The following is a 23771-nucleotide window of genomic DNA, read 5'->3' on the forward strand; positions in this document are numbered from 1 at the left end:
TTGGGAGTGCCGGGGCAGAGCGTCTATGATGAAAATGTTCCAAACGCGCGAAAAGTAAGCCATCTTACAAGTCGCCTTGAAGAGCTGTCAAGCAAGCCGCACGCGTGGGGCAACACCGCATCAAATCCAATAGAACGGTGGACAAAAAACCTCCGGTCGGCTACTATTGCCTTAGTTTTTTGCGGAGTTGTCGTATCAGTGCACGTGCAGAAGCTTCCACGTTCGGTCATCGTGCCGCCTAACTCTAACCGCCGCATCCTCGAATCACTTCACTTCCAGGGGGAACAATGAGACATAACTATTTGTTTACGTCAGAGTCGGTCACCGAAGGGCACCCGGACAAGATTGCCGATCAAATTTCCGACGGAATTCTCGATGCCATCATCGCCCAAGACAAGCTTTCCCGGGTCGCGTGCGAGACGATCCTGACGACCGGTATCGCCTTCGTTGCCGGAGAAATCTCCACAAAAGCGTATGTCGAGATTCCCGATATCATCCGTGACGTGATCAAGGACGTCGGGTATACCGATGCCTCATGGGGCTTCGACTCCAACACCTGCTCTGTCCTGACTTCCATCCATCAACAGTCCGGCGATATCGCCATGGGGGTGGACTCCGGCGGCGCAGGAGATCAGGGGCTCATGTTCGGCTATGCGACCAACGAAACGGCGGAACTCATGCCGATGCCGATCGTGTTAGCTCATCGGCTGACCAAGCGTCTGGCCGAAGTGCGGAAGAAGAAAATTCTAAAATGGGTTCGCCCAGACGGCAAATCCCAAGTCACGGTCGAATATAAGGACGGCAAACCCTTCCGAGTCGACACCATCGTCGTATCCACCCAGCATAGTCCCGATGTGACCAACAAGCAGATCGAAAAGGATCTGATGGAGCACGTGATTCGCCCGGTCATGCCGAAGGGCCTGTATGACCCGACCAGCGTCAAACATCACATCAACCCGACCGGTCGTTTTGTGGTCGGCGGCCCGATGGGCGACACCGGTCTAACCGGCCGCAAGATTATTGTCGATACCTACGGAGGCCACGGCAGCCATGGCGGCGGCGCATTCTCCGGGAAAGATCCATCAAAGGTGGACCGCTCAGCCTCCTATATGGCCCGCTACATTGCCAAAAACATCGTGGCCGCAGGTCTAGCCTCTAAATGCGAAGTCCAACTGGCCTATGCGATCGGAGTCGCCGACCCCGTCTCCGTGCTGGTCGATACTAAAGACACGGAGAACGTCGCCCCCGAAAACTTGGACAAGTTGGTTCGGAAACATTTCCCTCTGACCCCGCGTGGAATTATCGACCATCTCAAGCTCCGCCGGCCGATCTTCAGGAAGACTGCCGCCTACGGACACTTCGGCCGCAATGAGCCGGAGTTCACGTGGGAAAAAACCGATAAGGCGAAAGCCCTGCGGAAGGATGCAGGACTCTAAGATCCTGGCACACCTGCACAGTCAAGGGGGCGGGTCACAAGCCCGCCCCCTTTTTTCTGCAATCAACGATCACCCAACAGACATGACACAGGAGGAGGGACCAGTGGATTACGACGTGAAAGACATGGGCTTAGCTGATCAAGGCAAGTTGAAGATTGAATGGGCCGAGGCCACGATGCCGGTTCTGCGACTGATTCGCAAGCGATTTGAGCGTGAGCGCCCGTTGAAAGGGATTCGCGTGACCGCCTGCCTCCATGTGACCACCGAAACCGCTAATCTCATGAAGACACTGAAAGCCGGCGGCGCCGATGTGCGCCTCTGCGCATCCAACCCCCTGAGCACCCAGGATGACGTCGCAGCCGCACTGGTCCGCCACGACGGCATTCCAACGTTTGCGATCAAGGGGGAAGACAACCAGACCTACTATCGCCACATCGAATCCGCCATCGGCCATAAGCCGCATCTGTCCATGGATGACGGGGCCGATGTCGTCTCTCACCTCCACTCCAAGCGCAAGGATCTGCTCAAGAACGTAATCGGCGGCACCGAGGAAACCACCACAGGCGTCATTCGGCTTCGCAGCATGGCCGAAAAGAAGGTCCTCAAATTCCCGGTCATCTCCGTCAACGACGCTGACACGAAGCATATGTTCGACAATCGCTACGGGACTGGTCAAAGCACCTTGGACGGTATTGTGCGGGCGACGAATCGCTTGGTCTGCGGCTCCACGGTTGTCGTCGTCGGCTATGGATGGTGCGGCCGGGGCATCGCGATGCGCGCGAAGGGCATGGGCGCCGATGTCGTCGTCACCGAAGTGGACCCCATGAAGGGATTGGAAGCGGTCATGGACGGCTACCGCGTCATGCCCATGGAACAGGCTGCCGCAATCGGCGACTTCTTCGTCACCGTCACTGGCAACATTCATGTGATCCGTGGTGAGCACTTTGCGGCCATGAAGGACGGCGCGATTGTCTGCAACAGCGGCCACTTCAACGTAGAGTTGGACATCCCGGCCCTGGAAAAGCTCAGCAAAAAGAAACTCACTGTGCGAACCGGCGTGGATCAGTACACGTTGAAGAACGGGCGGCGTGTAAGCCTGCTCGGCGAGGGTCGGTTAGTGAACCTCGCGACGGCGGAAGGTCATCCGTCCAGCGTTATGGACATGAGCTTTGCGAATCAAGCACTCGGAGCGGAATACATCGTTAAGAATTACAAGAAGCTCGAAAAGAAGGTGTATCCCGTCCCCAGCGCAATCGACAAGGAAATCGCCCGTCTCAAACTGGCGGGGATGGGAATGTCGATCGATAAACTTACCAAAGAGCAGATCAAATACTTGGCCTCCTGGGAAATGGGCACCTAACAGGCTCAATCCGTGCCGGAGCTTCGTGCATCGAGGCTCCGGCCGTTCCTTTCTCGCAATACCAACCCATTACCGCCACAATCCCGTTCGATCAATTTCCGCCACGCATCCCCCACCAGCAGGTCTCCTTGTACAGGCGCTTTCTTTCGAGGATCGCACCACCGCGATGCACCACGCCCTAGGCCGCATAGGTCCTGCCGGCAACCAGGAGGTGAAACCGCGAGGAGTAAGATGGCGTTAGGCAGAACTCCAGAATGACGCCACTGTCAACCTGAGGAAGGAGGCTCGCGCGGCTCAGGCAAGACAAAGGCAGTTTTACGGGTAGGCGAATCACAAACAGCTGACTGAGCGAACGTCCGTTAGCGAGTATTCACCATCGGCAGTTCCCGCGTACCTTCCGCTTCCTGCTGAATCCGTTGACGTTCAGCTTTGGATTCTTCCATCACATTGTGCAATAACTCGTCGCTCAGTTGTGTGAGCTGAGCGGCGGCATCCTTCATCTCGGCATGCTCCACGGCGCGAGAGAGTACCTCCGCCTTGGTGGCCCCCTTCTTCTGCCCAAGGAAGGGCTTCATGATGAGATAGGCCACGTCGCGGAACGGCATATATCGAAGGAATCGACGCAGCAACTTAAAGGTTTGAACGGGGTAGCGGGTCAGCTTGTAGAGGAATAACTTCTTCAAACCTTCCTGACGGACTTGATTAATCACTTCGCCGGCAAGGCAGGTGGGATCGATTTCTGAACATTTGAAGTACTTGTACCAGTCCTTGGCATCACTCACTAAACCTCGTTTGACATATTCCTGCCATAGGGGAGTACCGCGGTAGACACAGAGCCGATTGAAGCCGAACGTGTCCAACGGCAGCCGTGACGCGAACTCAAAGGTTTTCTGCATGTCCTCAACGGTCTCATCCGGATTTCCGACGGTGAAGAATCCATGGACGATTTCGATTCCCGCCTTCTTCGCATTGCGGACAGCCGTCTCCACTTCCTCCAGGGTCTGCTCTTTCTGCAGACGATCCAGAATCTTCTGGCTTCCGCTTTCGATTCCGAACATCACCGTTCGGCAGTGCGCCTGCGCCATAATGGGAAACAGATGCTGGGCCACCGAGTCCACCCGTCCTTCGATTCCCCACTGGATCGAGAGCTTGGCCTCAATGACGCCCTTACAGATGGCTTCGATCCGTTTCGGCTGGAGCAGGAAATGGTCGTCGACGAAGTACACTGACCCGTACCCGTTGGCCTCCAAATGCTTCAGCTCGGCCACCACGTGATCTGCACTCCTGGCCCGCCACTTCCCTTCGTTGAAGATCGGGATATCGCAGAACACACAGGGCCAGGGGCAGCCTCGTGAGGTCTGCATGGTGGTAAATCGTTCCATGGAGAGTACCGCTGGCACGTCCAGTGGCATTGATTCCACGAAGTCCAATTCAAGGCTTTCTCGATCAGGGAACGCCCACTGATCGAGATGACGTTCCACAGGGCGGTTGGGGTTATTCACCACCCGCCCATCCTTTGCCCAGGTCACACCTCCGACGCCACTGGGATCGTCCATGTTCTTGAGTAGATCCAGCAGGAGCTGCTCCCCGTCGCCACGGCAGACAAAATCAACTTCAGGACATTGGAGCTTCACTAACCCTGCGTTCAGGCTGGCAAACACTCCCCCGAAAGCCAGCTTCACCTGCGCATCTGCGACGCGGATTTGTCTGGCGAGGATCTTGGCGTAGGGATAGCTCGTTGTGCTCAGGAAACTCATGCCGACGAGAGCCGGTTTTCGCCGCTTGATCTGTTCCAGGATCACGTCGTTGGGGGTTTCCGGGTTGGCTTGATCGAACATCACACACTCATGCCCCGCCTGTTTGAGCACAGCAGACAGCGACATGATGCCGATCGGAGGAAAGCCCATGACTCGAATTCGGCCGTTCTTGGCCCGAGTCTTGGCAGGCAAGGCGTAAAACTGGGGATCGCGAACGTGTATCAGAAACACCAACATGTCAGCGTCCCTATTCTGGGAAAGGGGTGGATGAGCGTCGAGCTGCACACCCTATCAGATCGATTGCAACCCGCAGAGCCTGCAGCCTATCACGACTGGCCCACAGGGGAAAAGAACGAATCTCGGGATTCAGCGTTGTGGAACCTGCGGTTGAGTCCCCTCGAACATCAGGGTTTCCCCGGGTTGCATGGGCAGGAATCCGATCTGCCGACTCTTCACCGCTTCTCCGAAGCCTCGGGCATCCTGCGTCAGCACAGGAAAGGTACCGTAATGATGTGCTATCGCATACTTAGCCTTGACACTGGCCGCCGCCCTGGCCGCCATGTCCGCTTCCATCCCGAAATGCCCGCCGATATTCAGCAGCGCCACGTCGGGGGTGTATTGCTCGCCGATGACGTCCATATCCTTGAAGTAGGCCGTATCGCCGGAATGGTAGAGCGTCGGGCCATTCTGGATCTTCAGGACGAAACCAGCTGGATTCCCGCCATAGACAAAATCCGACTCCTGCTCCTTAGCGAACGGATTGCCGAGACCGCTCGAGTGGACTGCGGGCGTCATCGCCACGAGCACCTCTCCGTCGGCAATGCGAATTTCTCCACCGGGATTCATAAACGTGGGAAAGCCGATTTGCTCCTTAGGGTACCCATGCAGCTTGGCCAGAGTTGAAGCCAATTCGAAGTTCGCCACAAGAGTCGCCCCGGTTTTCTTGGCGATCGCCACCGCATCGCCCACATGATCGAAATGCCCATGTGTGATGAGAATGTAATCCGCCTTCACAATGCGGTCTAGCGGATTTTGCTTGTCCTTGACCAGCGGATTCAGCGGGTTCTGCAGCCATGGATCGATCAAAATGATCCTTCCCTTGGGCGTGGTGACTTCAAATGCTGCGTGCCCGTGCCATGTTAGGGTCGTGCCTCGTTCAGCTGCCACCGCCCAGGAACCCCACAATGCAACCGCCAGCAGTGCCGTAACAACCCGAATCCTCATAGCCCCTCCACGATGCTCGGTGATCCTTCCCAGGGTTGCAGCATGCCCAAGCTGAGCACGAAACTCAACCCAGAAAATACAACGGGGGCGCCGGATCTCCCGGCGCCCCCGTTCATATACGGTCTTAGACTGTGGTTATCGCCCCAACGCGGTCTTCACGGCATGGCCGATCTCTGCGGGATTTTTCACCACACACACACCTGCTGATTCGAGAGCCTTCATCTTTTCGGACGCCGTACCCTTGCCACCGGAAATAATCGCACCAGCATGGCCCATTCGACGTCCAGGGGGGGCCGTGATCCCCGCGATGAAACTTACGACGGGCTTCTTGACCTGCTTCTTGATAAATTCCGCCGCCTTCTCTTCCGCATCACCACCGATTTCGCCGATCATAACGATGGCCTGCGTTTCTGGATCCTTCTCAAATAGCGGCAACACATCCACAAAGCCCGTTCCATTGACCGGGTCACCGCCGATGCCAACGCAGGTCGTCTCTCCAAGCCCAAGGGTCGACAACTGATGGACGGCTTCATACGTGAGGGTCCCACTGCGGGAAACCACCCCGACGACACCCTTCTTATGAATGAATCCCGGCATAATCCCAATTTTGGCCTCATCGACCGTGATGACGCCAGGACAATTTGGACCGACCAGCCTGACATCGCGCCCGCGCAACGCCCGCTTCACCCTGACCATATCGTTGACGGGAATCCCTTCGGTGATGCAGATCACGAGCTTGATCCCCGCATCCGCAGCTTCCAGGATTGCATCCGCGCAGAATGGGGGCGGCACAAAAATAAGGGAGGTGTCACAGTCGGCCTTTTTCACGGCATCACGCACGGTATTGAAGACAGGAATGCCCTCGACTTCCTGACCGGCTTTGCCGGGTGTCACGCCGGCGACCACCTGGGTTCCATAGGCCTTGCACTGGGTCGCGTGGAAGGAGCCTTCCTTTCCCGTGATCCCCTGCACGACCACTCGTGTGTTCTTATTGACCAAGATGCTCACGATATCCTCTTCTCTTTCCCGCCTCCCCCGGAGCACCGGGCAGGCGTACAATCACTGACCTGCGTCATGGTGAACGCTGTCCTAGTTGCGTCTAACCTGAGCTTCCGCCGATTCGCGCGAGGCGTGGGGAGCAAGAATCCAACCCGGATTCGCCGGACTTACGCGGCCCTTCCCGTCAACTTCACAATCTTCTGGGCTGCCTCCCAGAGGTCATCGGCAACGTCGACTTTTAAGCCGGATTCCGCTAGCAGCTTCCGTCCTTCTGGCGCATTCGTGCCCTGCAGGCGCACCACGAGGGGCACATTGATTTTCACTTCTTTGGCTGCCTCGATCACACCGTGGGCAATGCGTTCACAACGGACGATTCCACCGAAAATGTTGATGAAAATACCTTTGACGTTAGGGTCTTTCAGAAGAATTCTAAAACCGGCTGCGACCGTATCCTTTGTGGCTCCGCCGCCGACGTCCAGAAAGTTGGCAGGTTCGCTGCCGGCGAGCTTGATCACGTCCATCGTGGCCATGGCTAACCCGGCACCATTCACCATACAACCAATGTTGCCATCGAGCTTGACGTAATTGAGATTACTCGCCGTGGCTTCGATCTCCAAGGGATCTTCTTCATTCAGATCACGCATCTTCTGCACATCTTCATGCTTAAAGATGGCGTTGTCATCGAAGGAGACCTTTCCATCCAGTGCCACTAAGGTCTTTTCTTTCGTGATGATCAGTGGATTAATCTCCACTAGGGCAGCGTTCTTTTCCATAAAAAGCCGATACAGGTTCCCGAGCAGCTGTACGAATGGATTGATGACAGCCGGTTCAATGCTTTGCAATCCGAGCGCGAACGCGACATTCCGACCATTATGGCTCTGGAATCCGACAGCAGGATCAATGGCCTCCTTGATGATCTTTTCCGGAGTCTTCTGGGCAACCTCTTCGATTTCCATGCCGCCTTCGGTGCTCGCAATAAACGTAGCCCACCCGGTGTCTCGATCAACCAAGATGCTGAGGTACAGCTCCTTGGCGATATTGGCGCCTTCTTCCATCAAGAGACGGTGCACCACGCGGCCCTTCGGACCGGTCTGATGTGTGACCAGCGTTTTCCCTATCAGTTCCTTGGCCAGCCCCGCGACCGCGGCCTTATCTTTGGTAATTTTGACACCGCCGGCCTTGCCACGCCCGCCGGCATGAATCTGCGCCTTGACGACAAACACCGGCGTGTTCAACTCATTGGCCCAGGCTGTTGCCGCGTCAGGAGACGTGATCTCTTTCCCACGCGGGACCGGCACGCCGAATTGTGCGAACAACGACTTGGCTTGAAATTCATGAACGTTCATTGATTCCTCATAAGAGCTAATTGGCTCATGACAAATGACGTAACCCGTGCACGCGAGGACACGGCTTTGCCGAGAAAACCTTCAGCCATCAAGTCGTCACGGTACGTTCTGGTTCTTTACGCGTATAGGCAGGAAGAATCATCGGAGAAATCACACCGCTGGAACTGCCGTGTTTCTTGGCTTCAGCCCTAAACCTCTGCAGATGATTGAGCGTCAATTTCCCTTGCTGCATGGAGACGGCTCGAGCAGCGGCGGTCAAGCCAGATCGCTTGCCGAACACCATGAGATCGAGGAGGGAATTACCCATCAATCGATTTCGCCCATGAAGGCCTCCGGAAGCTTCCCCCGCAACGAACAAATTCTTCACATTGGTTTCCGAGTTCGCGTCGATCTTCACTCCGCCATTCTGATAATGCAACGTCGGGTAAATCAGCACAGGATCCTTGCTGATGTCGATGCCGAATCGTTCAAATTGCATCATCATCGCCGGGAAGTGTTTTTCCACGGTTCCAGGACCATGTTCGGCATCAAGCAGCGGGGTATCCAACCAGACCCCTACCCGGCCGGACATCGTCCTGATGCCTCGACCTTCCTCACACTCTCGGATAATTGAAGAGGAAACGACGTCGCGCGTATCAAGCTCATTAACAAATCGTTCCCCCTTGGCATTCACCAAGTGGCCACCCTCCGACCGAATGCCTTCGGTCACCAGAGCCCCAATCAGTTGCTCAGGATACACTGCACCGGAAGGGTGATATTGAAACGTATCGATATGGTCGAGCTGGGCGCCCATCCGGTACGACAAGCACAAGCCATCACCGGTTGCTCCATAGTGATTGCTCGTCGGGAACCCTTGAATATGTAACCGCCCGATCCCGCCCGTCGCGAGGATCACAGACTTTGCTGCAACGATCACATGCCGCTGATTGTCGAGATCTTTAAATATCGCACCGCTGCATTGACCGTTATCGTCGCTGAGCAACTCTACCGCAGCACAAAATTCCAGCAGCTGAATCTTTTGATTCAGAACCTCATCCTTCAAGACGCGCATAATTTCAAGGCCAGTGTAGTCGGAGCAGGTAAGAAGACGAGGCTTGGAACTTCCACCTCCCTTTTTCACATGCAAATTACCGTCGGCCTGGCGATCGAAGAGCACGCCGAGTTCAATGAGCCACTTGGCAATGGATGGCCCCTCCTCAACCATGACCTTGAGCAGCTCATGGTCGTTTTGCATGTGCCCACCCTTCAGGGTGTCAAGAAAATGGGTGACCGGTGAGTCTTCGGGTGCAACAGAAATTTGCATCCCGCCTTGCGCCATGACGCTATTGGAGTCGCCCAGGCGAAGCTTGGTGGCAAGCATCACTCTCGCTCCGTTCGCATGGGCATGAAGTGCCGCCGCGCACCCGGCACCACCACCGCCGACGACCAGGACGTCCGTCGTATACTGGGGAGTCAAATCAAGATTCTCAGGGATTGAACTGTCGCCTTCCAACAAGGCAGCCAGCTCCACAACCGTTTTATCATTGGCATTAGGACCAAATCGAATCGGTCGGTATGCGCTGGCCCGATAGTCCGGGTGATACTTGTGAATCAGTTGGTCTCGGTCTGCAGGGGAAAATTTCGGGATTGTCTGCTTGCGGCGGGCATCTCGCGTTTGATGAACAATCTGCTGGAGTGCGTGAATATCCATGATTTCGCTTTCAGTGCAACGCTCAATCCCTGAACAGAGTCGTCCGAGACCGGCTGAAGACACAATGCGTTATTTCACTGTCGCGCAGTGGTCGGCTAACTCCTGCTCATTCATGCCGAGCACTTTCTTCCACTCGTCGTGATAGCGGCCTTCCTGAATCTCCTTAATACGGATATCGAGGCCCTGAGGTTTTTCCGTAAAATGAGCGCCCTGTGCACGGCTCACATACAACGCCACGAGATTAGGGGCGATATCTGCGATGCACACCGGCGTGCACATGCCGCACATCACGCAGTCCATGAACATCTCGGAAACGCTCTTAAAATCTCCGAAGACGGCCTTCCACACCCCTTCCCGCACATCGATCTTCTGTGGGCACGCTTCTGTACAGGCATTGCAATTCCTACAGAGCGGCGCCTCAGGATACAAATTGAAAAGATCTTGTTTGGGGTCTTTGAGAGACTGGATATCGTAGAGCGCTTTGCGCGCTGGAAACGGAGGCATGATGGTAAAGGACATTCCATCTTCGACGGCCATCTGGCAGGCCAAACAGGTCCGAACCTTAGGATCGTCCTTCGTCCGATAATACGTCGCGCAAGCCCCACAAAATCCGCCCAGGCAACCGGCTCCGCGTACCACTTCCTGTCCGGTGTGCCACAAGGCCTTGATTACGGTGATCCCCTCCGGCACTTCATACTTCTTCCCGGAGATTTCAATCGTCACCATCTTGTGGCGCAATACTTCGGGCTGATCGATCACGTTCGTGTCTTCTTGTGCCATGGCTTTCTCGTGAATCGTGAAAAGGTACGGCGTAAGGAGAGCCGCTCGGCTCCCCTTACACCTGACACCGGATCAAATCATAACCGCTTATGCGATCGCGTCGATAATTGCATTCAGCGTCGCACTGGGCCGCATGGCCTTTGCAGCCTTCGCATCGTCCGGGTGAAAGTACCCGCCAACATCCTGAGGCTTGCCCTGAGCCGCCAGCAGTTCGCCGTCGATCTTCTTTTCATTGTCGCTCAGATCCTTGGCGATCTTTGTGAACTTCTCGGCAATCTTCTTGTCTGCAGTCTGCGCGGCCAATGCTTGCGCCCAGTAGAGTGCGAGATAGAAGTGGCTACCGCGGTTGTCGATTTCTCCCACCTTACGGGCTGGCGACTTGTTGCTTTCCAGGAACTTGGCATTCGCTTGATCCAGCGTATCCGCTAGAATTTTCGCGACCGCGTTGTTGCCTACCTTCGCCAAGTGCTCAAGCGAAGCAGCCAACGCAAGGAACTCTCCGAGCGAATCCCATCGGAGGTAGCCTTCCTCCTGGAACTGCTGCACGTGCTTCGGCGCCGAGCCTCCCGCACCGGTCTCGAACAAACCGCCGCCGTTGAGCAATGGAACGATCGAGAGCATCTTGGCACTGGTGCCGATTTCCAGAATCGGGAACAAATCCGTGAGGTAGTCACGAAGCACATTACCTGTAACCGAGATCGTGTCCTTGCCTTCCTTCATCCGCTCGATCGAGAAACGGCAGGCCTCGGCGGGCGACATGATCTTGATTTCCAGTCCGTTCGTATCGTGCTTCGGCAGGTAGGCATTCACCTTCTTGATCAATTCCGCGTCATGTGCGCGGGTCTTGTCCAACCAGAACACAGCCGGAGCACCGGTCGCGCGGGCGCGCGAAACGGCCAGCTTGACCCAGTCCTGTATGGGTGCATCCTTCACCTGACAGGCACGCCAAATGTCACCAGTCTCCACCTGATGTTGATGGAGGACTGTGCCGTTCGCATCGACGATCCGAATGGTGCCGTTGCCCGGGGCCTTAAAGGTCTTGTCGTGAGAGCCGTACTCCTCTGCCGCTTGCGCCATCAATCCAACATTCGGGATCGTGCCCATCGTGCGGGGATCGAACTGGCCTTTCTGCTTACAGAACTCGACAACCTCGTGATAGACCGGCGCGTAACTGGCGTCGGGGATCACGCATTTGACATCGGCAAGCTTGCCGTCAGGGCCCCACATTTTACCCCCATCACGAATGACCGGTGGCATTGAAGCATCGATGATGATGTCGCTGGGGACATGAAGATTGGTGATGCCCTTATCGCTGTTCACCATCGCCATCGGGGGGCGCTTCTGATAGACCGCCTGGATGTCAGCTTCGATCGCCTTGCGCTGATCGTCCGGAAGCGACTTGATCTTTGCATAGACGTCGCCAAGACCGTTGTCCGGATCGACCCCCAGCTTTTTAAAGGTCTCAGCGTGCTTCTCGAACACGTCTTTGTAGTAAACAGTTACGCCATGGCCGAATATCTTCGGATCGGAGACCTTCATCATGGTTGCCTTCATGTGGAGCGACCACAAGATCCCCTTACTCTTCGCATCTTCGATTTGCTCTTCTAAAAACTTTCGCAGCGCCTTGACGCTCATGAACGTCGCATCGAGCACTTCGCCGGCCTGCAGCGTAATTTTCTCCTTCAGCACAGTGGTCTTGCCGTCCGCACCGACAAACTCGATCTTCGCAGTCGTCGCCGCAGGGATCGTCATTGATTTCTCGTTCGAACGGAAGTCTCCGCCCTTCATGTGCGAGACATGGGTCTTGGAATCCGTGCTCCAGGGCGACATCTTATGGGGGTGCTTCCGAGCATACGCCTTGACGGACAGCGGCGCACGCCGATCAGAGTTACCTTCCCGCAACACCGGATTGACCGCGCTACCCTTAACTTTGTCATAGCGAGTCTTGATGTCTTTTTCCTTCTCGTCCTTCGGATTCTCCGGATAGTCCGGAAGCTTGTAGCCCTGACTCTGCAACTCCTTGATAGTCGCCACGAGCTGTGGGATGGAGGCGCTGATGTTCGGCAGTTTGATGATATTGGCTTCAGGCGTCTTCGCCATCTCGCCTAATTCAGCGAGCGCGTCATGCTGCTTCTGCTCGGCGGTGAGGTATTCCGGGAACACCGCGATCACCCGGCCCGCGAGCGAGATATCACGCAACTCCACGCTCACGCCAGCTGCCTTTGTGAAGGCATTGATAATCGGCAGGAACGAATAGGTTGCCAGCATTGGCGCTTCGTCGGTCTTCGTATAGATAATTTTGTCTGCTTTTGCCATTGTGAGTCTCCCTTGCTGTATTGGTTTAGTTCAAAGCATTTAACGCTGATCCGGCCTTGAACCAGGTGATTTGCTGCGCGGTCATGCTGTGATTCGTCTGAATTTTGACATCACCACCAGTCTTATGCAGGACGACTGTCACGGGCTTACCCGGTGCAAGATTGGCCAAATCCACGATGCTGATACGATCGTTTTGTTCAATCTTCTCGTAATCCTTCGGATCGGCAAACGTCAGAGGAAGGATCCCCTGCTTCTTCAGATTCGTCTCATGGATACGGGCAAAGCTCTTGGTGACCACCGCCCGGACATTCAAGAAACGCGGAGACATGGCGGCATGTTCGCGACTGCTACCCTCGCCGTAGTTCTCATCGCCCACGACAATGGAACCGATTCCCTTTGCCTTGTAGTCCCGCGCGATCTGAGCGATCGTGAGATTGGACTCACCGGTGAGCACGTTGGTCCCCTTCCCGGGTTCCGATGAGAAGCTGTTGTTCGCACCAAGGAACATATTGTCGCTAATCTTGTCCAAGTGACCGCGAAACTTGAGCCACGGCCCGGCCGGAGAAATATGGTCGGTGGTGGTCTTGCCCTTAGTCTTGATCAACAACGGCAGCTTTTCGAAGTCCTTGCCATCCCATTTCGGGAACGGCTGCAACAACTGCAGTCGTTCGCTGGTCGGCGGAATATCCACGGTCAGGTTCGACCCGTCTTCTGCCGGCGCGACGAAACCTTCTTCGCCTTTTGCAAATCCCTTGGCCGGCAATTCCTCCCCCACTGGCGGCTGAAATTTGAAGTCTTTCCCGTCTACTCCTTTGACCGCCTGGTTGACTGGGTCAAAACCCAGATCGCCCGTGATAGCATAGGCGGTCACAACTTCCGGGCTGGCGAGGAATGACAGCGTTTCGCTGATGCCGTCGTTGCGACCCGGGAAATTGCGGTTGAAGGAGCTGACGATGGAGTCCGCACGGCCTTTGATTCCATCTGCCCGTTTCCACTGTCCAATGCAGGGGCCACAAGAATTCGACAGCACAGTGCCGCCCAGCTGTTCGAAGGTGTCCAAGAACCCATCCCGCTTCATCGTGTGATAAATGCGTTCGGACCCCGGAGAGATCAGGAACGAAGCTTTGGCCTTCAAACCGGCCTTCAACGCCTGCTGAGCCACGTGAGCGGAACGACTGATGTCCTCATACGAGGAATTCGTGCAGCTGCCGATCAATGCCGCCTTCAGCTCGACCGGATATCCCTTTTCCTGGGCTTCGGCCTTCAATTTTGAAATGGGCCGCGCCAGGTCAGGGGTGTGTGGACCTACGACATGTGGTTCTAGTTTCGACAGGTCGATTTCGACAATCTGATCGTAATATTTTTCTGGCGACTGAGCGACTTCGGGATCCGCCACCAACAGGTCTCTGTGCGACTGCGCATAACCGGCCAGATCAGCGCGGTCAGTAATCTTCATGTACGCCACCATCTTCTCATCGAACGGGAAAACGGAGGTCGTGGCACCCAATTCCGCGCCCATATTGCAAATCGTACCCTTACCGGTAGCGCTGATCGTCTCTGCACCTGGGCCAAAATATTCAACGATCTTGTTGGTTCCGCCCTTCACGGTAAGCAGACCGCACAAATAGAGGATCACGTCCTTCGGCGAGGCCCAGCCGTTCAACTTTCCGGTCAGTCGCACGCCGATCAATTTAGGGTGGAGCACTTCCCAGGGAAGTCCAGCCATGACTTCGCCGGCATCTGCCCCGCCAACACCAATCGCCAATCCGCCCAACCCACCGCCGTTCGGAGTGTGCGAGTCGGTCCCGATGATCAAACAGCCGGGGAATGCATAATTTTCCAGCACAACTTGGTGAATGATCCCCGCTCCTGGCTTCCAGAAACCGATGCCATACTTTTTCGCCGCAGAGGCCAGGAAGTTATAGACTTCCTTGTTCTCGTCGAGCGCGCGGAGGAGATCCTTTTGGGATCCCATCTCGGCACGAATCAAGTGATCACAGTGGATTGTGCTTGGCACTGCCGCCTTCTTTTTGTTGGCCTGCATGAATTGCAGCACGGCCATCTGAGCCGTAGCATCCTGCATAGCTACACGATCCGGACGGAGCGACAACATGGCCTTGCCCCGTTCCCAGTTCTGACTATCAAAGTTATCCGCGTGGGACACAAGAATCTTTTCGGCAAGTGTCAAGCCACGGCCGAACCTTTTTCTGGCCTTGGCGAAGACATCCGGCATCTTGGCATACAGTGCGTGGGCGAGATCCATGGACATAGTGGGTTCTCCGTCTGTTAGTACGATCTATGGAATGCGCGACCCATCCTCCGCGAGGCAGCCAGCTCCAGCCAGCACCGTCTCACAAAAGACCGGCCTCGTTTAATACTTATTTAAGCGGCGGCACTTCGCGTCGTTTGGGCGCCGCATAATTCACCAGATAATCGAACAACCGTATCAAGCGGCTCTCCTGGCGCTTCTGGTCCACCCAATGGCCGATCAGACCAATCGTCCGGGAAAGAATAAAGAAGCCGTTTAAACTGTCGACCGGGAACCCGATATCGACCAACACGGCCGCCATGGTCCCGTCGACATTCAGAATCAGATTGTCCTTCTTGACTGCTGTAACTTTCTCGACTTCCAACGCGAAGTCAAGGCAGGGGGTCTTAATGTTCAGGCTCTTTACGTACCCAACCAGTTCCTTCACACGCTTGTCTGGGTTACGCAGGCTCTTCACGCGATGGCCGATGCCCGGAACCGGACCGTGATTTTTCTTCATATAGGCCAGGAATTCGTCCACCGCCATCTTATTGTCGACGGCGTACTTGAAGAATCGTCCAGCATCCGTAACGGCCCCGCCGAACCGAGGCCCGATCATGATCAGACCAGCAGCTACCGCCTGGGACAAACCAATACCGGCACAGGCTGCAAGGATGGTCGCGTAGGCGCCACTCACGCAGGGACCGTGATCAGCAGAAAGCATCATAATGCGCTTGATAATTTCAGCTTCCTGCTTGGAGATAAGCCGCTTATCCCAGAGCAGACCGATCACGTGCGGGATTTCGTAGCCTTTGTTGATGAGCTCGGAGGCCGGGTATCCGTCGTAACAGGGCTCATCGCCCCGGTCGTCGCTGATCGTGGTGCGGATCAACGGGGCCACCATGACTTCATCGGCTTTCATTGCTTCTTCTATGGACTTTGGCAGCCTCGGCAGGGTTGCCGGCTCCACCACTGGTTTCACCTGACCGGACTTGAGCAACTCTTCGTACGTTTCCTTGATGACCGGGCCTAACGCCCCGAAGGTCGGCGGAACAATCGCGCCTGCCTTCTTGAGCGCATCCGATTTGGAGCGGGCCGATCCTTCGCCCTTCATGCCTTCCTTTGCCCCGGCATGACCGAATTTCATCCCCTTCGGCAAGCTCTCCTGACAGAAGCCGGACACAACGCCAATTAGCTTGATCCGCCGCTTCTTCGCGCCATACCACTCGGCGGCACGCTCCTCAAGATCGCCACCCATTTCCCCGACGATCACGACCGCCTTCGTCTGCGGATCGTTTTCGAACATCTCCAGATAGCTGACGTAATCGGTCCCAGGATAGGCGTCGCCACCGATGCCGATCGCCGTCGTGATACCGTCTGCGAACTGGGAGCAGATCCAGATGATCTCATTAGAAAGGCCGCCCGACTTCGTAATGACGCCGAACGAACCTTCTCGATACAGCTTGGAAAGGACAAGGTTGTCGAATGCACCGCCGATAACTCCCAAACGGCAGGCACCGGCTGAAATGATGCCGATGGAGGAAGGACCATTAAAGACTTTGCCGAGCTTTCGAGCATGGGCACCCAGCAACTTGGCATCTTTTTCTGGCACACCCTCGGTGATCATTGAGACCACCTTGATGTGGGAATCATCCAAGGCTTCCATCCCGCCTTTCATAGCACGGTCGGCGCCGATGTAGACAAGACTGGTATTGATGCTAGGGTGATGCTTGGTCGCCTCCGCGATGCTCTTGTAGACAGGAATTGCGATCAATCCGCTGCCATAGGGGATTTCATTCGTTTTCCCAGCATCGGGGGGGTAGACGAAGGCTTCCACGTTCAGAGGACGCTTGATCAGGTAGCAAAACTCCGCCATCCGTCGCGCCGCGTTGACACCTGCTTGACCACCCTGAATCACTACGCGGGTGTCCTTGTTTGCCAGAATACTCATCGGGGTCTCCCTCTTAAAAATCCGTGAAGGGTGACGGGTGACGAGAAGGAGCCAGCGCCCCTGCAGTCCTGTCACACGTGACACATCACTCGGTACGCATCATTTCGTTTGGAGCGCCTTGTCGACAATGTCGGTCAGCGGCGTATTCCGGTCGAAGACATTGATATCGAAGCCTTCTTCCTTCAGAGCCCGCATCGCGTCGAGACCTTCCTTTTCGCGCGGTCCGCCACGGCGGACCCAAATCTTCACGCCCTTCAACTTGCCATCCGCTTTCGCCTTGCGGAAGCCGTTGATGATGCCACCGAAGGTCTTCTTCACGTCGGTGAAATTCGCAATCGCGCCACCGACAATGATGTTCTTGATTCCGGGCAACGAGCAAACCTTCTCGGTCAATACCTCGACTGCCCAGTCAGGAGGATCCCCAGAATATTCCGCGTAATTGGCCAATTTGCCGCCTCGGGCTACCACCGCATCGGAGTAGTACACGCTGGCACCGCCGCCGGCAGGCAGCATTGCCGTGTCGCCCCCGGGGATTTCGATAAATTTGACTGAGCCCTTGATTTTACTGTCCACCGCCATGACTTCAACTTCATCCTTGGAATAGGCGCGTCCGAATTCCGCCGCGAAGGCGAAGTTCCAGTCCGGATGGCGGAACTTGGCGTCACCATCAAGCAGCGTCACGGCATCCAGCGCGACTAACTCCCCATCACTTTCACGAGTAACGACCGGATTCACTTCAAGATACTGGGCATCCTCGCTGTCGAAGCAGGTGAACATCTTGCCGGCGAATTCCGCCATCTTCTTGGCCAAGGCCCCGGTGAATCCGGCCTCCTTAGCTAACTTCTCCAACCCCTCTGAAGTCGGCTGCTGGCCAACCTCTAGGCATAACCGCTTGACGCGCTCCCAGTTTGATTCGACCTCGATGCCACCGCAGTTGGCGACGAGAATCTCGCTGCCTTCTCGGGTCGACTTCACCGCGCAGTAATATTCTTCCTTGTGTGGAACCATCTCTGACACGATGACTTGCGACACCGTAATGCTTCCGACTTGCCGACCAATCATTTCCTTCGTCGCAGCTATGGCACCCTGCAAATCTAAGCCGACCTTCACCAGGCCGAGCTTGAAACGCGAGCCCAATGCTTCATGCGCCTTAGCAACCAACTTGGATGCCTTCATCCAGTCATTAGCCTGTCCAAGTTTGGTCAATTCATCAGCAGAGGTCACCACCACATAGTTCGGGACGTGGATCCCCCACTTCTTCATCAGCCCCATGCCTGGGCCTTCGAGCACTTTCGCCATGGTTGACGACTCCTTGTATGTGAACGGGCAAAGAAAAGGACGGACAGAGTACCGAATTCCGCCGATGAGCTCAATCCGCCAAAGGGCCTACACTTTGAGCTCAGAAGTCCTACCACAATCAGCACTGAAGATTCATCACCATAAAATATTGATAATTTTATATTGTCCCTGAGTGGTGTTTAGCGGACCTGCCCCTCTGCTCCTATGCGCGGCGTCGAGACTTCAGCCGTTGGCAAACGGGGCAATAGAAGGAACTTCGCTCACCAATTGAGCGCTTAATGCTGGCCTCGCACCCATTCGGACAACGCTCACCAGCCTTCCCATAGACCAAATGTTTCTGTTTATAACGCCCCTCCGTCCCATCCGGCGCAAAGTAATCGCGCACACTTGAGCCACCCATCAGAATGGCTTCGCGTAGCACCTCTCCCATCATTTCATACAGGCGTGTTGCCGCCGTGCCTCCCACTCGGTCAGCCGGCTGATCGGGGTGAAGGCCAGCACGGAATAGAATCTCATTCGCATAGATATTTCCAATGCCCGCGATCAATTGTTGGTGCATCAACAGTGGCTTGAGCCTGCGTCGCGTGGATCCAAGCATCTGAACAAATTGCCCTCGAGTGATCGTAAGGGGATCATAACCAAAGCGACGCGATGTGTACCGATCTAACCCCGTTTGATCCAGAAACGATAGGCGCCCGAATCGACGAGGGTTCCAGTAGCGAATTTCCGGCTCATCCGCCCCCTCAAGTTGCAAAATACAATGTGTATGCTGAGGATGTTTGGTATGAGCCCCCTGGAACAAGAGTAGTCCGGTCATGCCTAATTCTGCGGCAAGGAATCTGGTTTGCGTCGCACCGGCAAATGCTAGGATCACACTTTTCCCACGGCGTTCCACCCCTGCGATCTTCGTCCCACGGTACCACTCCAACGACGCGAGCCCCTCCCTCACAATATCTGGCCGCCCAATCCAACAATTTCGCACCGTCGATCCCATCACGCGAGCGCGCAGTTGACGAGCAGCGACTTCCGCTTCCGGCAATTCGGGCATAGTAATATTTTCCTGAAAAACCAGGTCTCAGAACGCTAATCGGCGAGAATTACGCCACGTGGCCGACACAAAATGCAACTCTGGCGCAGAGCCGACAACGACTTTGTGTAGCAAGAGCCGCAATAGAACGAATTTCAATTGAAAAAGATAGAGACCAGCAAGACCGACGACTGTGGAGAATTATACGATGGTAGGCGCTGGCGGGCCAAGTCGCTCACGACGACGGCACTTCACTACGTCAATAACTTCTTCGAGTCGAGGTAACGGCATTCCACCAGGCCGCCTGGTCAACACAAGCTTGACCGCATCGGGATACGTCATCCCCTCGACGCAACACAAGTAGGCAATCACCACGGAAACTGAACGTCCCATCCCAACCCGACAACAGACCATCAAGCGCTGCTTCGGCAGATTGACCTCGATCCAGTCTACAGCCTGAGTGAGCGCCGCAGCCCCAGGCTCCCCGAATTCCTTGAGAGGAATTTTGGCATACAGGACGCGATCGGGCACTGTTACATGTTGCTCCTCAGCTACCATCAAGACAGCCCCCACCTGCGGAGGCGGATTTCTGGCATCATCGGCATTACCAACGAGCAGTCGCTTGTTAATCATGTGCATGGTGTTGTTAGTATAGAAGGCACCGGCTGTGGGTCAAGGAATTCCAACGATTACCGGACGCATGGTTGAAGATGTTTCCCCAGGCTGCGTATACTCAACCCGTTCATCGGAGGGAGAAGTAATGCCTCGCATTGCACTTGAAGACGTGGAACAACGGTTGTCGAGCGTACGCTGCGCCATTTGTAAAGCCAGCACCTTCGGTATTGATCGGCGAACCTTACAGCCAGATGGAGAGTGCAGGGGGGTGTGCTTGAAGTGTCGGTACAATTTCCCTGTATATACGGATATGGAGTTTTATCTGCGAACTCAGCCAGACGTCCCCTATCGATTGAGAGAGATCTCTTGCTCAAACTGCCAACACCGTGGCGTGTCGCTTGACTTCCGCATTACCATGTCGGTCCGTGAGGCAGTTTACTTCGTGACCTGCACCGCCTGCCAGGCTCAGTTTGCCGAGCGATCATCCCTGGAGGCGTTTGAGTAGCCTTTCTATCCTCATTTTAGTGTATAGTGTTGATTGATATGAATGACACGCCACATCCGAAACAGCCACAAGAACAAGCCTCCATGCCTGAAACGACACCAAAACCTCGCAAAGAAATCCCCCTCATTTCAGTTCCAAACGATCGGGATATGATCGCGGCAGAGATGGCCGAGCTTTTTGATGAGGACCGAGTGTCGCATCAGCATGGCTCTTCTGAGCCAGAGTCGGATTAGTTCTGGGCTGGACGAATAATTTCCGCCGTGCCAGTCGGGAGAATTCGCCCGAGAGTGGAAATTTTTCCTTTTCGTTCTTTCCGAACAATGTCGCCGATTTTGACAATCGCGCCTCGGTGGAACTGCTCAAACGCAGCATTTGACTGCGAACGATCCTTGTCCTGACGCCCAACTTCTGATCTTCCCACCGAATCACACAGCCAGACCCTCTTTTCTCCCTTCATGACCCGCAATTCACTCACAACCCGATGGGAGGGCGCGTTCCTCGGGACCAGGGTTTTCCCATCTTTGCGGAAGACCACGTAGGAAAACTTAACAGTATCTTTGATAAATCCCACTGCCTCATCAAGCTGCGCGACCCAAGCCGGTCGTTCCCAGTTTCGCTCTTCGTGGCACCAGTCATCCTGGCGTACCAATGCCGGGCAGTTTTCGTCATGTAGGCACGGGCTATATACGGAACATTCATAATGACCGAGTAGCTGGTTCCGCAACTCATGAAGCCCCCGTGAAGTCGCCCTAAGAGCTGGTTCAATCAGCATCAAGCTGCCGTCCTCTTCCAAAGCGCTCAGGAGTTTTGCCACCAAGGCAACTCTTTTCTCCGCGGCATCTAGGCTCTCACTATAGAGTTCAGAAAGTACATTCTGAACCACAATAAGGTGATAGCCAGGCGCTTGCGTGCCTGCCTGGAGAGGAATGGGAAACGTGCCTTCCAAGTTGCACTCTACAGTCTGCAACGGGAGGTTCCGACACTCCGGCACATCCGCGATGTAACTTTGCCAAAGCTCGGTGCATCCTCTCAGCGCCGCCCCCGATCGGTCCATCACCGTCATGCGGAGCGTGCCAGGGGGCGGGGCGGAAGTTGAACAGGCCCAGTCAACGAGGGCAAGGGCTCCGGTACCAGGTCCTCCGCCAACATCTAGGACTCGAAACTCCTTCCCTTTGTGTTCTGCTAGGAGCGGCTGCAGCTCAGCTAACAGGATCTGTACTTTGGCGAGGTTCACCGGCACATAGTAAGCTAAATAAGCCTGCCGCAATTGGGCATCCTCTAAATAGCCTGTCCCGATCCCCGAACGGCCACGGGTGAACATTTCCGATAGCCGGATCACGCCGCGCGAAATGTCTCTCAATGCCTCTGGCCGCAGCTCGGGCCCATCGAATTGTGTAAGCGTCGCCAAGACTTTTGATATCCTTGAAGATAACTCGTACATTACACTCTAGCCCTCTGGTTGACCCTAAAATCTCAGCTGCAGTATCCTGACCCAGGAGAGGAGTACTTCACATGACAGATCATATTTTGCAAGCTTATCGCGAAGTCGAAATGGCCATGGAGCGATATACCTTGCTTCTCGATGAACATGTTGCCGCCCTTCAAACCTCCAAGCCAGTCGACTTGGAGCGCCTAGAAAGAATGACCCACGGAGCGAGGGCCATGCGTGATAGCAGCCTCATCTATCTCTCGTATGCAAAATACATCGCCTGCGGAATGCCGGAAAGCCCCGACCTGGTGGAGGACGACCTCCAAGGTTGAGTTTGCCCATCGCCCCAAATGCAGAAGGCCCGTTCGGTGGTACCGAACGGGCCCTCTTCGCTTGATAAAACACTGCCCCCGTTTAGATGCTGCGCATAAAGTGTCCCATAGCCTCATGGTCTGCGGTTGATGCACCCATGACCTGTGAGATCGCTACGTTCGTCGACTTCTTACCCGTCAAACCGGACTCGACTTCATCAACAATCAACTCCACAGGCATGGACTGCCCACCATAAACCCGCGGTCCACCAATAATCTTGGCATTGGAGAATCCGTAGATGGCAGTGGCCACTTCCTTAGCTAACCATCCAACGTAGTTGAACTCAGGCACGACGATCAATTTGGCCTTGCCACAAAGCTGGCGAAGTTCCTGGGTCGGGAATGGACGCAGCGAGCGTACCTTAATCAGACCAACCTTGATTCCCTTTTCGGCGCACAGCCTGACCGCTTCACGAGATTGCGCCGCTGCGCTCCCTGAAGCGACGATGATGGCTTCCGCTCCATCCACGTTTTCAGCAGTCAGCAAGCCACCTAAGTACTGGTTGATGTACTTTCTCGAACGCTCGACAGCTGCCCACACCTCCTGCTGCCACACTGCGTGGATATTGTAGGCCATAAAATTCGATTTCTGAACCGGGGCATCGCGAGAGAGGCGAGCCGGAGGATTCTCTGCATCAAGAACAGGAACGGCGCCCCGCCAAGGCTCACGCGGTGGAAGCTTCAGGCTTCGATCCTGCATCCGTACGTATCCTCGTGCATGGGTTACGAAGAAGCCATCGCAGCACACTCCGACCGGCAAGGTTACGTCGTTCTTCTCACTGATCGTGAACCCGGCCAGCGTAAAATCAAACATATCCTGCTGGTTCTCAGCGTGGAACACGATCATACCGCAATTCAGCAGGTAGGAGACTTCAATATTGTCCGGTTGAATGGCCAACGGGGCATTCACCACTCGACAGGTAAACATGGCCACTACTGGGAGTCGGTGCCCTGGCCAGGAAGCAATCCCTTCCAGGCCTCTCAGGGTTCCTGGACCGGCGGTCGCTGTATAACAGCGAACGCCAGCTCGCGAGCCCCCCGCAATCGCCGCCATGACCCCGACTTCTTCCTCACCACGGTAGTATTCCTTCACATACCCTTCCCCATACAGCACACCAACCAACTGCATGGTCTCGCTTTGTGGGGTAATCGGGTATGCAATCGCAAGGTCTACGTTAGATCGACGAATAGCCTCCTTAGCTGCTTCACTCCCAGTGATGAATTCCTTAGTCCTGGGAGCTTCCAAGAACAGATATTCGGGGGTCACGACCTTCTGCTGCTTCGCCGCTGCATGTGGATCCTGCTTCACTTGTGCCTTAGGGGCCGACACACTCGTGGCAGGATCAGCCTGGGTACCGGTCTTTTGCTTTGGGTCCAATGCTTCGCTCATGGTTGCACCTCTTGCCTGTATCGCCGTA

18 protein-coding genes are annotated in these 23771 nt (G+C 55.4%); 4 read left to right on the plus strand and 14 right to left on the minus strand.

Going from position 1 to position 23771, the window contains the following annotated elements; all coding sequences use genetic code 11:
* Positions 1-287: 287 nt before the first annotated feature.
* Both metK and ahcY read left to right on the plus strand, forming a co-directional pair.
* A complete protein-coding gene (metK, locus tag KJA79_RS02135; RefSeq protein WP_213040347.1) occupies positions 288-1436 on the plus strand; it encodes a methionine adenosyltransferase in 1149 nt (382 codons plus the stop codon).
* Between the two features lie 103 nt (positions 1437-1539).
* Positions 1540-2796: an adenosylhomocysteinase gene (gene ahcY, locus KJA79_RS02140; RefSeq protein WP_213041347.1), complete on the plus strand. Its 1257-nt coding sequence runs from the start codon at positions 1540-1542 to the stop codon at positions 2794-2796.
* Between the two features lie 359 nt (positions 2797-3155).
* On the opposite strand, the gene KJA79_RS02145 is transcribed toward ahcY, so the two are convergent.
* The 12 genes from KJA79_RS02145 to KJA79_RS02200 form a co-directional block, all read right to left on the minus strand.
* Positions 3156-4790 carry a B12-binding domain-containing radical SAM protein gene (locus KJA79_RS02145; protein ID WP_213040348.1) on the minus strand — a complete coding sequence of 545 codons (1635 nt, stop codon included), beginning with the start codon at positions 4788-4790 and terminating at the stop codon, positions 3156-3158.
* Between the two features lie 129 nt (positions 4791-4919).
* Positions 4920-5777 carry a metal-dependent hydrolase gene (locus KJA79_RS02150; protein WP_213040349.1) on the minus strand — a complete coding sequence of 286 codons (858 nt, stop codon included), beginning with the start codon at positions 5775-5777 and terminating at the stop codon, positions 4920-4922.
* A 135-nt stretch (positions 5778-5912) separates the two neighbouring features.
* Positions 5913-6785, minus strand: coding sequence for a succinate--CoA ligase subunit alpha (sucD, locus tag KJA79_RS02155; RefSeq protein WP_213040350.1), 873 nt, complete (start codon positions 6783-6785; stop codon positions 5913-5915).
* A gap of 158 nt (positions 6786-6943) precedes the next feature.
* Positions 6944-8122, minus strand: a complete 1179-nt coding sequence (gene sucC, locus KJA79_RS02160; RefSeq protein WP_213040351.1) for an ADP-forming succinate--CoA ligase subunit beta — start codon at positions 8120-8122, stop codon at positions 6944-6946.
* Between the two features lie 88 nt (positions 8123-8210).
* A complete protein-coding gene (locus KJA79_RS02165) occupies positions 8211-9812 on the minus strand; it encodes an FAD-binding protein (RefSeq protein ID WP_213040352.1) in 1602 nt (533 codons plus the stop codon).
* Between the two features lie 69 nt (positions 9813-9881).
* Positions 9882-10592 carry a 2Fe-2S iron-sulfur cluster-binding protein gene (locus KJA79_RS02170; RefSeq protein ID WP_213040353.1) on the minus strand — a complete coding sequence of 237 codons (711 nt, stop codon included), beginning with the start codon at positions 10590-10592 and terminating at the stop codon, positions 9882-9884.
* 87 nt (positions 10593-10679) lie between these two features.
* Entirely contained in the window at positions 10680-12908 is a 2229-nt protein-coding gene (locus KJA79_RS02175) for an NADP-dependent isocitrate dehydrogenase (protein ID WP_213040354.1), read from the minus strand.
* Between the two features lie 25 nt (positions 12909-12933).
* The gene (locus KJA79_RS02180; RefSeq protein WP_213040355.1) at positions 12934-15177 is read right to left on the minus strand and encodes an aconitate hydratase; all 2244 of its coding nucleotides are present in this window, start codon (positions 15175-15177) and stop codon (positions 12934-12936) included.
* Positions 15178-15286: 109 nt separating this feature from the next.
* Complete coding sequence (locus tag KJA79_RS02185; protein WP_213041348.1) at positions 15287-17107, minus strand: citrate/2-methylcitrate synthase; 1821 nt, start codon at positions 17105-17107, stop codon at positions 15287-15289.
* Positions 17108-17206: 99 nt separating this feature from the next.
* Positions 17207-18406, minus strand: coding sequence for an ATP citrate lyase citrate-binding domain-containing protein (locus tag KJA79_RS02190; protein ID WP_213040356.1), 1200 nt, complete (start codon positions 18404-18406; stop codon positions 17207-17209).
* A 202-nt stretch (positions 18407-18608) separates the two neighbouring features.
* The gene (mutM, locus tag KJA79_RS02195; RefSeq protein WP_213040357.1) at positions 18609-19454 is read right to left on the minus strand and encodes a bifunctional DNA-formamidopyrimidine glycosylase/DNA-(apurinic or apyrimidinic site) lyase; all 846 of its coding nucleotides are present in this window, start codon (positions 19452-19454) and stop codon (positions 18609-18611) included.
* A 180-nt stretch (positions 19455-19634) separates the two neighbouring features.
* On the minus strand, positions 19635-20072 hold the full coding sequence (locus KJA79_RS02200; protein WP_213040358.1) for a dual specificity protein phosphatase family protein: 438 nt from the start codon (positions 20070-20072) through the stop codon (positions 19635-19637).
* 507 nt (positions 20073-20579) lie between these two features.
* Between KJA79_RS02200 and KJA79_RS02205 the strand changes: the two genes are divergently transcribed.
* On the plus strand, positions 20580-20786 hold the full coding sequence (locus tag KJA79_RS02205; RefSeq protein WP_213040359.1) for a hypothetical protein: 207 nt from the start codon (positions 20580-20582) through the stop codon (positions 20784-20786).
* Here the strand turns inward: KJA79_RS02205 and KJA79_RS02210 are convergent.
* On the minus strand, positions 20783-21994 hold the full coding sequence (locus tag KJA79_RS02210) for a small ribosomal subunit Rsm22 family protein (RefSeq protein WP_213040360.1): 1212 nt from the start codon (positions 21992-21994) through the stop codon (positions 20783-20785). The two genes, KJA79_RS02205 and KJA79_RS02210, sit on opposite strands and share 4 nt — an antisense overlap.
* 71 nt (positions 21995-22065) lie before the next feature.
* On the opposite strand from KJA79_RS02210, the gene KJA79_RS02215 reads away from it, so the two are divergent.
* A complete protein-coding gene (locus tag KJA79_RS02215) occupies positions 22066-22314 on the plus strand; it encodes a hypothetical protein (RefSeq protein ID WP_213040361.1) in 249 nt (82 codons plus the stop codon).
* Positions 22315-22396: 82 nt separating this feature from the next.
* Here KJA79_RS02215 and KJA79_RS02220 read toward each other — a convergent pair whose 3' ends face one another.
* Positions 22397-23743, minus strand: coding sequence for a transketolase C-terminal domain-containing protein (locus tag KJA79_RS02220; RefSeq protein WP_213040362.1), 1347 nt, complete (start codon positions 23741-23743; stop codon positions 22397-22399).
* Between the last annotated feature and the right edge of the window lie 28 nt (positions 23744-23771).

The organism is Nitrospira defluvii, assembly GCF_905220995.1.
Lineage (GTDB): Bacteria > Nitrospirota > Nitrospiria > Nitrospirales > Nitrospiraceae > Nitrospira_A > Nitrospira_A defluvii_C.

Coding starts and splice junctions, on each gene's coding strand:
- KJA79_RS02185 (WP_213041348.1), bottom strand. CDS start 17,107: ATGAGTATTCTGGCAAACAAGGACACCCGCGTAGTGATTCAGGGTGGT.
- KJA79_RS02190 (WP_213040356.1), bottom strand. CDS start 18,406: ATGGCGAAAGTGCTCGAAGGCCCAGGCATGGGGCTGATGAAGAAGTGG.
- KJA79_RS02175 (WP_213040354.1), bottom strand. CDS start 12,908: ATGGCAAAAGCAGACAAAATTATCTATACGAAGACCGACGAAGCGCCA.
- KJA79_RS02150 (WP_213040349.1), bottom strand. CDS start 5,777: ATGAGGATTCGGGTTGTTACGGCACTGCTGGCGGTTGCATTGTGGGGT.
- sucC (WP_213040351.1), bottom strand. CDS start 8,122: ATGAACGTTCATGAATTTCAAGCCAAGTCGTTGTTCGCACAATTCGGC.
- KJA79_RS02170 (WP_213040353.1), bottom strand. CDS start 10,592: ATGGCACAAGAAGACACGAACGTGATCGATCAGCCCGAAGTATTGCGC.
- KJA79_RS02165 (WP_213040352.1), bottom strand. CDS start 9,812: ATGGATATTCACGCACTCCAGCAGATTGTTCATCAAACGCGAGATGCC.
- mutM (WP_213040357.1), bottom strand. CDS start 19,454: ATGCCCGAATTGCCGGAAGCGGAAGTCGCTGCTCGTCAACTGCGCGCT.
- metK (WP_213040347.1), top strand. CDS start 288: ATGAGACATAACTATTTGTTTACGTCAGAGTCGGTCACCGAAGGGCAC.
- KJA79_RS02210 (WP_213040360.1), bottom strand. CDS start 21,994: ATGTACGAGTTATCTTCAAGGATATCAAAAGTCTTGGCGACGCTTACA.
- KJA79_RS02145 (WP_213040348.1), bottom strand. CDS start 4,790: ATGTTGGTGTTTCTGATACACGTTCGCGATCCCCAGTTTTACGCCTTG.
- KJA79_RS02215 (WP_213040361.1), top strand. CDS start 22,066: ATGACAGATCATATTTTGCAAGCTTATCGCGAAGTCGAAATGGCCATG.
- KJA79_RS02180 (WP_213040355.1), bottom strand. CDS start 15,177: ATGTCCATGGATCTCGCCCACGCACTGTATGCCAAGATGCCGGATGTC.
- KJA79_RS02200 (WP_213040358.1), bottom strand. CDS start 20,072: ATGCACATGATTAACAAGCGACTGCTCGTTGGTAATGCCGATGATGCC.
- KJA79_RS02220 (WP_213040362.1), bottom strand. CDS start 23,743: ATGAGCGAAGCATTGGACCCAAAGCAAAAGACCGGTACCCAGGCTGAT.